This is a genomic window from Marinobacter sp. B-12 (assembly GCF_056857915.1).
On sequence record NZ_JBSXOB010000042.1, the window covers coordinates 1 to 6950 of the forward strand.

Consider the following 6950-nt stretch of genomic DNA (forward strand, 5'->3'; position numbering starts at 1 on the left):
TAGCCTTGATCCAGCACCAGGCTGGCTGCTTCCTGTTTGAACTCAGGAGAAAAAGAACGTCGCTTTCTGGTCATCAGACACCTCGTTTATGGTGGCGATATTACCACCTACGTTGGTGTCCGGAATCATTGAACCACTACAGTAGGCTTCATGCCATCCCGCGTACGCGTGAATAGCGAATCATTTAACAAGTCCCGTAAGCGTGATAGTGAGTAACTAACAGAAGGTTGAGTTAGGTTGAGGGTTTCTGCAGCTTTGCTAACGCTGCCGTCCTCATAGATAGACAGGAACACCTTTATCAGGCCCAAATCAGATTTTTGCATAATTTTACAGATCCAAATATTCATATGATCTATATTTGATAGCAAAATTTATCAATTTGATCAATATATTTTTCGTTGTTACCGTATAAAATCACGAGGCTGGAAGAGTGAAAAACAACACATCAATCAAGTCAGCCCACTATCAAGTAATAAAGCGCCATGGTGCTAGCAAGATTCTCGGTAATCCTAGATCGAATAAGCTCCACTTTCTGAAAGGTGCCCTCGACGATTTCCGATATCTCCTCTTGCGATATGGGGGAACGCCCCGGAAGAGACGATATTAAAGACAACCAAAGTTCAGGATAAAAAACAACAACCTATCCTTTCTGATGAATCTGAGGACGCACCAATGAAGATAGTGAGTTATCACGATTACCGTCGCCTAGCGAAATCCAGATTGCCAAAGATGGTGTTCGATTATCTCGACGGTGGTGCCGATGACGAAAATGCTTTGCAACACAATCGAAATGAGTTCGCCAACGTAAGGCTATCACCCAAAAGATTGGTTGATGTAAGCAATCGCAATATTGAGCGGGCAATTCTTGGCAATAAACAGGCGGCCCCCTTTGCAGTTGCACCGACTGGGTTGAATGGCCTTTTCTCTCCGGAGGGTGATTTGAAAATTGCCAGAGCTGCTGCTCGCGCCGGAATACCCTTCTCGTTATCAACGGCATCGACGTCTTCCATCGAGGAAGTTGCACAGGCCAGTGACGGCGAACTTTGGTTTCAACTGTATGTAATTCACAAAGAGCTGGCGAAGCAGTTTATCCAAAGAGCTCGCGACAACGGCTACCAGACACTCATCCTCACGGTCGACGTAGCGGTAAATGGGAACCGTGAAAGAGATCTTAAAAATGGGTTTTCATTGCCTATTAAATACACGCCAAAGGTCATTTGGGATGGAGCTTTGCATCCATCCTGGAGTTGGAATCTTGTTAAATATGGCATGCCGAAGCTGGCAAATTTTGAAACTGCCGAACTTAATAATATAGAGATTCAATCTGCCCTTATGAGCAGAAAAATGGACGCTAGCTTCGATTGGCAGGATTTAAAATGGTTAAGAGATGAGTGGCCTCATAGATTAATAGTAAAAGGTATAAATAATGCCTCTGATGCAGTCAAATGTGCTCAGATAGGCGTCGACGGTGTAGTGCTTTCAAATCATGGCGGAAGGCAGTTGGATAGCTGTATATCTCCGGTTCAAGCTTTAGAAGAGGTTGTTTCGAAAGTTGATATTCCCGTAATGATTGATAGCGGTGTCAGAAGGGGCTCAGATATTGTGAAGGCCATTGCGCTGGGAGCGGAGGCCACCCTGATTGGGCGCCCTTTGCTGTGGGCTTTGGCTGCTCGGGGTGAATACGGTGTCGACGAAATGATTAAAATGCTAAAAGACGATGTTGATCGCACACTTGCCCATATTGGTTGTTCTGATATTAACGATGTAAATAAAAGCTTTGTCTTTGATTGAGGTATAAAATTGTGTCTTCTTTAATAATAGAGAGAGTCGATGTAAGAGCTGTAAATGTGCCTCTTGAGTACCCCATATATACTGCTGTTGGTGTAGTAGATACTTCTCCTCTTATATTAGTGGATATATTCACTAACTCGAGCTCAGTTGGGAAGGCCTATTTATTTGGTTATTCTCCGGCAATGCTGTCATCACTGAAAAGTGTAACTAAAGATTTATCTAAGATCATCGTCGGGATGAAGGTTGAACCCTTCGCTATCAATAAACTGTTAGAAGAAAAGTTCCAATTGCTCGGGTACACCGGGCTATTGAGGATGGCAGGTTCCGGTATTGACATGGCACTTTGGGATGCTTTGGCAAAGTCTGCAGGCTTGCCGCTTTATAAATTCTTGGGAGGTGGCGCTCGAAGAATTAAAAGTTATGACAGTCACAGTATGGATGGCGTATCGCTTGCCGCGCAACGTGCCGAGGCATCGGTAAAGCAGGGCTTCCGAGGAATCAAGACCAAAATAGGTTACGAGACGTTGGAAGAAGATCTCAACGTGGTTTCAAAACTAAGGGAGGTGGTCGGAGATAGCGTCGATATCATGGTTGATTACAACCAGAGTCTAGCTGTTCCCGAGGCAATAAAACGGATCAAGGCTCTTCAGGCGGAGGGCATAGCCTGGGTGGAGGAGCCTGTTTCTTACTTTGATGACGACGCTTGCGCAAAAGTACGCTCTGCTTCGAATGTTGCCATTCAAATCGGAGAAAATTGGCTAGGAACTGAGCAAATGATCAAGTCACTTCGGGCGGAGGCTTGTGACCTTTCGATGCCGGATGTCATGAAAATTGGTGGAGTCACAGGTTGGTTGAAGGCCTCAGCTCTGTGCGAAGCTTTTGCGCAACCAATGTCCAGCCATTTATTCCAGGAATATAGTGCCCACCTTCTAGCTGTCAGCCCTACTGCACACTGGCTTGAACGAATGGATATCGCTAAAGCGGTTGTGGACTCATCTCTAGCATTTGTTGATGGCGATGCAGTTCTCTCGGATGAGCATGGTGCAGGCTTTGTATGGAAAGAGTCGGAAATTGAAAAATACATAGTTTAACCCCCTTTAATGTGCGGAGAAATGTTATGAAAATTACAAAAATCCTTATAACTGCGCTTTTTCTGTCTTTGGTTTTCACTAGTCTGGCTCATGCTCAGACGACCATGTACGTAGCTAGTTGGTTGCCGCCCTCCCATCCTCAAAACACGGTTGTTCTTCCTACTTGGGGGAAATGGATTGAGGAAGCTACAAACGGCGAGGTGAAACTGAAAATCGAATACAACATTGGCCACCCGAAAGATCTTTTCACTTTGGTAGAGGACGGCGTGGTTGACGCAGCATGGTCGTCCACAGGTTATGTGCCAGGCCGTTTCGAGCTTACCCAGCTCGCTGAATTGCCGCTAAATGGCCCGAATGCCGAGGCGGCATCAGTCGCATACTGGCGAGTGCATGAGAAATACCTTGCCCCGGCTAACGAATTCGTTGGTGTCGAGGTCGTCGGCTTGTTTACCCACGCCCCTGGGCAGATCCATACCAGAGATCCGATCAATAGCCTCAAGGATTTGAGTGGTCAGAAAATTCGCCTCGGTGGTGGGGTGATGAATACGTTGGCGGAAAATATGGATGTTGTGGGCGTAAATGCACCCGCAACAAAAGTCTATGAAATGCTGCAGCAGGGCGTAATCGATGGGACATTTCTTCCCGTATGCGAGCAGCGAACGATTCGACTGAATGAAGTCGCTCGGAACCTGACGCTACTGCCCGGCGGCATGTATCAGACCAGTTTTGCTGTCTTCATCAATGAGGGTTTCCTCGAGAACTTGCCGGACCAAGCGCGTGAAGCTCTTCTGAGCGTATCCGGAGAGCGACTGTCGCGTCTTGCCGGTCAGGAGTGGGAGCAGTGTGGTAATGAAGCCTTGCAAGAAAGTATCGATAAGGGCGTTGCCGTTAAACGCGTAGAGAAGGGTGACCCGATCGCAGTGGAGTTTGAACAAATCTCATCAGGGATTGACGAAGATTGGCTCGATTCAGTTGAAGACACCGGCGTAAATGCTTCCGAGGCTCTTAAAGAGTTTCGCTCCATTGCTCGAAACTACGAAGCGCAAAAGAAGGAGTGAGTAATGGCATTCCTTCAATGGCTGAAAAAGCATTACGACGAGAGAGGGCCAGCCTTATGGCTGGCCCTCTCTTTCGAAACCATTGCGTCCGTTGTCCTGCTCTTCCTGATGGTACTTACTTGCATTGATGTTGTGGGCCGTTACATCTTTGCTAGCCCTGTTCATGGAAGTACCGAGTTGACGGAGATCGGACTCGCGGTAATGGTCTTTGCGGCAATGCCAGTTGTCACCTGGCGAGGGTGCCACATCGTTGTGGATCTATTAGACAGCATTCTTGGTCCCAGGACCGTCAAACTATTCGCCCTACTGGCCGCTTTCGTCATTTCTTTATCGCTTTGTGCAGTCGGATGGCGAATCTGGGAGTTGGCCGAGCGTTCAATCAGCCGCAACGTTGTCACAGAGTTTCTTGGCTTGCCAAGTGGTTACGTCATGATCTACATCGCTGTCATGAGCTGGGCGACAGCTTTGGGGATGCTCACCTACGGCGTGTTCAGAATCTTACGCCACGACAAAAATTAACTGAAACGTAACCGGGGATCCCTATGTCCACTGTCTTGATCGGCTTTGCCGTTCTTCTTTTCCTGATTATTGTCGTGCGAATTCCAATTGCGTTCGCAATGGGTGTGGTCGGCTTTTTTGGCTTTGCTATTTTACAAGGGCTTGGGCTCGATAACCTGGCTAGTTTCCGCTGGACCGGCGCGTTATCGATGGCTTCCACTCGTGTCGTCGATACTGTTCAGGATTACGGCTTGTCAGTCATACCACTATTTATCCTTATGGGAAACCTGGTTACGAGATCTGGGTTGTCCCAAGAACTTTACCGAGTATCACATGCCTTTCTAGGCCACCGAAAGGGCGGGTTGTCCATGGCAACCATCGTTGCGTGCGGAGGCTTTTCGGCGATTTCTGGCTCTAGCCTGGCGACGTCGGCAACGATGTCCAAGGTGGCGATGCCTCCGATGCGCAAATATGGATACAGCGATGCACTGGCATCGGCATCTATTGCCGCTGGCGGCACACTCGGAATCCTGATTCCTCCCAGCGTTATTCTGATTATCTATGGTTTGCTAACCGGCTCGTCAATTCGAGAGCTATTCGCAGCTGGTTTCATCCCTGGTCTTCTCGGTGTGCTGCTTTACCTTGTAGCCGTTCGCTATGTTGTCTGGCGCGATCCGGAAGCTGGTCCTTCCGGTGAAAGAACGTCCTGGCCGGAGAGGATTGTTGCAGCAAAGGGTGTCTGGGGGATATTAGCTCTATTCACGCTGGTCATGGGGGGAATATATTTAGGCATTTTTACTCCTACCGAAGCGGCAGGAATCGGCGCTGGAGGCGCTTTCTTGATCACCTTGATGCGTGGTCGTCTCAGCCTTTCATCTTTGTTTGAAACGTTAGCAGATACTGCTCGCACCACAGCAATGTTATTCGCGGTAGTTATTGGTGCGCTTATCTTTTCGGACTTTATCAACAGAGCCGGATTGCCGGATATGCTACTTGATTTCGTAACAGCGATTAATCTGTCTCCGATTGTTGTTCTTTTTGCCATTATGGGAATTTATATCGTTCTTGGAATGGTATTCGAGAGCCTTTCGATGATGCTCCTTACGGTACCTGTATTTTACCCAGTCGTTGCATCGCTTGGTTTTGATCTGGTGTGGTTTGGGATCATTGTTGTGGTGGTTACAGAGATAAGCCTGATCACCCCTCCTGTTGGGTTAAATGTTTTTGTGCTTCGAGCAGTACTCGGCGATATTAAAACAGGAACGATATTTCGGGGGGTAACTCCATTCTGGATAGTCGATATTGTTCGGTTGGTACTGATTGTTTTCATTCCGGGAATCGCTTTGTTCTTGCCCAATCTATTATATTAGGGTCGCTTCTTCCCGATATGGGAACAGCGGTAACTGTTATATCGCTAGTAGGTCTTTGAGTACCGAAGGCTTGCTAGTGTCCCATTCGGTTAATTCGCGCGCTTATTATCAATGGCACTCAGCTTTGCCCGCGCCACCGATGTCATAATAGCTTCGGCGCTTTTATGCCACCGGAACGGCTTGGCCAGTTTTTCGTTGTGGACCTTAATGTACTTTTTGATCGCTGATTTCAACTCACCAACGCTGGTGAAAATGCCTCGATAAAGGGCGCGGCGTTCCAGTTGTCCAAACCACCCCTCAACGGCGTTCAGCCACGATGCGCTCGTAGGCGTGAAGTGCAGTTTGAAGCGGGGGTTCTTAGCCAGCCAGGTTTTGACCTCCGGGGTCTTGTGAGTCGAGCTGTTATCCAGGATCACGTGCAGATCCAGATCCTTCGGGCTTTCCCGGTCGATCTGTCGCAAAAAGTCCAGAAACTCCTTGGCACGATGGCGTTGAGTAACACGACCAATCACCTCGCCCGTCAAAATGTTAAAAGCCGCGTACAGGCTGGTTGTACCATGGCGCTTGTAGTCGTGCGTATGACGCTCAATTTGTCCTGGCCTGAGTTGTAATTTTGGCTGTGTCCGGTCGAGCGCCTGGATCTGGGTCTTTTCATCAACAGACAGAACCAGCGCATTGTCCGGTGGATTCAGATAAAGGCCGACAACGTCACACACTTTCTCAGCGAAGTTCGGGTCGTTGCTGATTTTGAACGTTTTGAGCCGGTGCGGCTTTAAATCCGCCGCTTGCCAGATCTGGCGCACTTGCCAGCGCGTCACCCCGGCATGCTTTGCCATGAGGCTGAGACTCCAGTGTGTGGCTTCTTTCGGGACCTTATGGACCGTGTCCTCTAAAATCTTTTTGACGGTTTTGTTGTCCAGTTTTCGGGGCTGCCCCGGTCGCGGCGCATCATAAAGCCCCTCAAGACCTTGTTCACGGTAGCGCTTGCGCCACTTGAATACCGTTTGAGTGCTAACCTGAAGCGAGTCCGAGATCCCTTGAGGCGTCTCGCCTTCATTCAGTAACAAAAGAATCCTGGCACGTTGAGCCAGATGCTGGCTCAGAGTATTGGTTCGGCACCAGCCTTCGAGTTCCAGTTGATC

General features: G+C 48.5%; 7 protein-coding genes. 5 read left to right on the forward strand and 2 right to left on the reverse strand.

The window, feature by feature from the left end:
* Nucleotides 1–125 precede the first annotated feature (125 nt).
* A complete protein-coding gene (locus AC13D2_RS06435; RefSeq protein WP_482938360.1) occupies nt 126–347 on the reverse strand; it encodes a helix-turn-helix domain-containing protein in 222 nt (73 codons plus the stop codon).
* Nucleotides 348–672: 325 nt separating this feature from the next.
* On the opposite strand from AC13D2_RS06435, the gene AC13D2_RS06440 reads away from it, so the two are divergent.
* The 5 genes from AC13D2_RS06440 to AC13D2_RS06460 are packed head-to-tail and all read left to right on the forward strand — an operon-like array spanning nt 673 to nt 5808.
* Complete coding sequence (locus tag AC13D2_RS06440) at nt 673–1791, forward strand: alpha-hydroxy-acid oxidizing protein (RefSeq protein WP_317307209.1); 1119 nt, start codon at nt 673–675, stop codon at nt 1789–1791.
* Nucleotides 1792–1802: 11 nt separating this feature from the next.
* Nucleotides 1803–2882, forward strand: coding sequence for an enolase C-terminal domain-like protein (locus AC13D2_RS06445; RefSeq protein WP_317307208.1), 1080 nt, complete (start codon nt 1803–1805; stop codon nt 2880–2882).
* A gap of 26 nt (nt 2883–2908) precedes the next feature.
* Complete coding sequence (locus tag AC13D2_RS06450) at nt 2909–3940, forward strand: TRAP transporter substrate-binding protein (RefSeq protein ID WP_317307207.1); 1032 nt, start codon at nt 2909–2911, stop codon at nt 3938–3940.
* 3 nt (nt 3941–3943) lie between these two features.
* Complete coding sequence (locus tag AC13D2_RS06455; RefSeq protein WP_317307206.1) at nt 3944–4459, forward strand: TRAP transporter small permease; 516 nt, start codon at nt 3944–3946, stop codon at nt 4457–4459.
* Between the two features lie 23 nt (nt 4460–4482).
* The gene (locus tag AC13D2_RS06460; protein ID WP_317307205.1) at nt 4483–5808 is read left to right on the forward strand and encodes a TRAP transporter large permease; all 1326 of its coding nucleotides are present in this window, start codon (nt 4483–4485) and stop codon (nt 5806–5808) included.
* Between the two features lie 89 nt (nt 5809–5897).
* On the opposite strand, the gene AC13D2_RS06465 is transcribed toward AC13D2_RS06460, so the two are convergent.
* Nucleotides 5898–6944 (reverse strand): IS630 family transposase, encoded by a 1047-nt coding sequence (locus AC13D2_RS06465; protein WP_482938361.1) that lies wholly within the window; start codon nt 6942–6944, stop codon nt 5898–5900.
* Nucleotides 6945–6950: the final 6 nt, after the last annotated feature.

Bases quoted from the DNA above. Each gene is read 5' to 3' on its own strand.
- AC13D2_RS06435 (WP_482938360.1), bottom strand. From the start codon at position 347: ATGAATATTTGGATCTGTAAAATTATGCAAAAATCTGATTTGGGCCTG.
- AC13D2_RS06440 (WP_317307209.1), top strand. From the start codon at position 673: ATGAAGATAGTGAGTTATCACGATTACCGTCGCCTAGCGAAATCCAGA.
- AC13D2_RS06450 (WP_317307207.1), top strand. From the start codon at position 2,909: ATGAAAATTACAAAAATCCTTATAACTGCGCTTTTTCTGTCTTTGGTT.
- AC13D2_RS06455 (WP_317307206.1), top strand. From the start codon at position 3,944: ATGGCATTCCTTCAATGGCTGAAAAAGCATTACGACGAGAGAGGGCCA.
- AC13D2_RS06460 (WP_317307205.1), top strand. From the start codon at position 4,483: ATGTCCACTGTCTTGATCGGCTTTGCCGTTCTTCTTTTCCTGATTATT.